Source organism: Legionella sp., assembly GCF_965140895.1.
GTDB lineage: Bacteria > Pseudomonadota > Gammaproteobacteria > Legionellales > Legionellaceae > Legionella.
Genome location: NZ_CBCSKT010000127.1, coordinates 1 through 1,287 on the forward strand (window position 1 = coordinate 1; position 1,287 = coordinate 1,287).

Consider the following 1,287-nt stretch of genomic DNA (forward strand, 5'->3'; position numbering starts at 1 on the left):
TATCAAAATAGCCCTGTTTCGCTCAATGACAGCCGAATGATTGCTGATTTGTTTCAGGAAAAAATGCTAAGTCGACAGCATCTGTTACAAAAAATGCAGGATTTGGCTGATTTTGATGCTAGTGCGTTGAAAAATGATCTAACTCAAGCCATCAAGCAACAACCCCAAAAGATCATGGTGTTAACCCACGTCCCTCCATTCAAGGAGGCTTCTCAGCATGTGGGGCAAGTGAGTGATGATAATTTTCTGCCTTATTTCAGCTGTAAAGCGACAGGCGATGTATTGATGCCTTTTGCAATTGAGAATCCTTCAATCGATTTTTTAGTGCTTTGTGGGCACACGCATAGTGATGCCGAATATCAGCCACTAAGTAATTTAATTGTGAAGGCTGGTAAAGCTGAATATTACAAGCCTGCGATACAAGAGATAATTCATATTTACTAGGTATCCTGGGTTGCGTCTAATATGGATTATTTGACCGTCCAAAATGAAATCAAGTTCAGGAATTGATGACTGCGTTTGCAGACATATAAAAAATGCATGGGACCATAGGGACAAGTGGGGCATCCTTGTTATTACTGGGCTAGTTCCGTCCCCACCTGATTTTTCAAATTGGGACTGTGGGGACTCGGATCATTTTTCGAACTTAATTTTGTCACGTTTTATGCTCTAATTCGTGACAAATAGAGAATAACATTTTGACTTAATAAAAAATGCCCCTGATTCGCAATTCGCAAATTACATATTCAAGCATATTATTCAAATCTATCAGGGTTGATTAGAGACCAAAAACTCATTTTTCTTGGGTGCTGAGATTTTAACTGATTAATATAATCAGCATGGGTAGGGTATCCCTGCCAGTCAGAGATATGTTTTGCAAAATCTGAGGCCAATTTTAAGTCACTTGCTGCATATTTGTATGATTTTGAACGTGATGCTGCCAATACGTCTTCAACAAGTTTTCTTCTCAATAAGGTTGCGATCAGGCTTTTGCCTTGTTTATTCAGCTCGGTAGATAATTTTCGGTAAATGGAATAATCACTGCCATCGATTTCTTCCTTTCTGGCAAAATACAATTGTTCAATAGCATCAAACTGTTGTAAGTCCTGTAAGAACTGGAATGCACTGGCAAGGTGTGGGCTCTCTTTTGCTATTTGCAAGGCTTCTTTTACTGCAAGTACTTTTTCATGATTGTCAGCCAGTTTCAGATATTCAAAATATGAATCAACCGCCAGGCTGCTCTTAAAGTTAGCCCAGATAATGGCTTTTGCCTGCTGAACATCGCCT

The 1,287-nt window shown here is 39.2% G+C and carries 1 protein-coding gene and 1 pseudogene; one reads left to right on the forward strand and one right to left on the reverse strand.

What is annotated here, in order from left to right:
• A pseudogene (locus ACQY7T_RS12495) lies at positions 1–444 on the forward strand (metallophosphoesterase family protein); the annotation flags it as partial.
• A 311-nt stretch (positions 445–755) separates the two neighbouring features.
• Here the strand turns inward: ACQY7T_RS12495 and ACQY7T_RS12500 are convergent.
• On the reverse strand, positions 756–1,287 hold a 532-nt coding region (locus ACQY7T_RS12500; RefSeq protein WP_428413843.1), incomplete at its 5' end, for a DUF6880 family protein.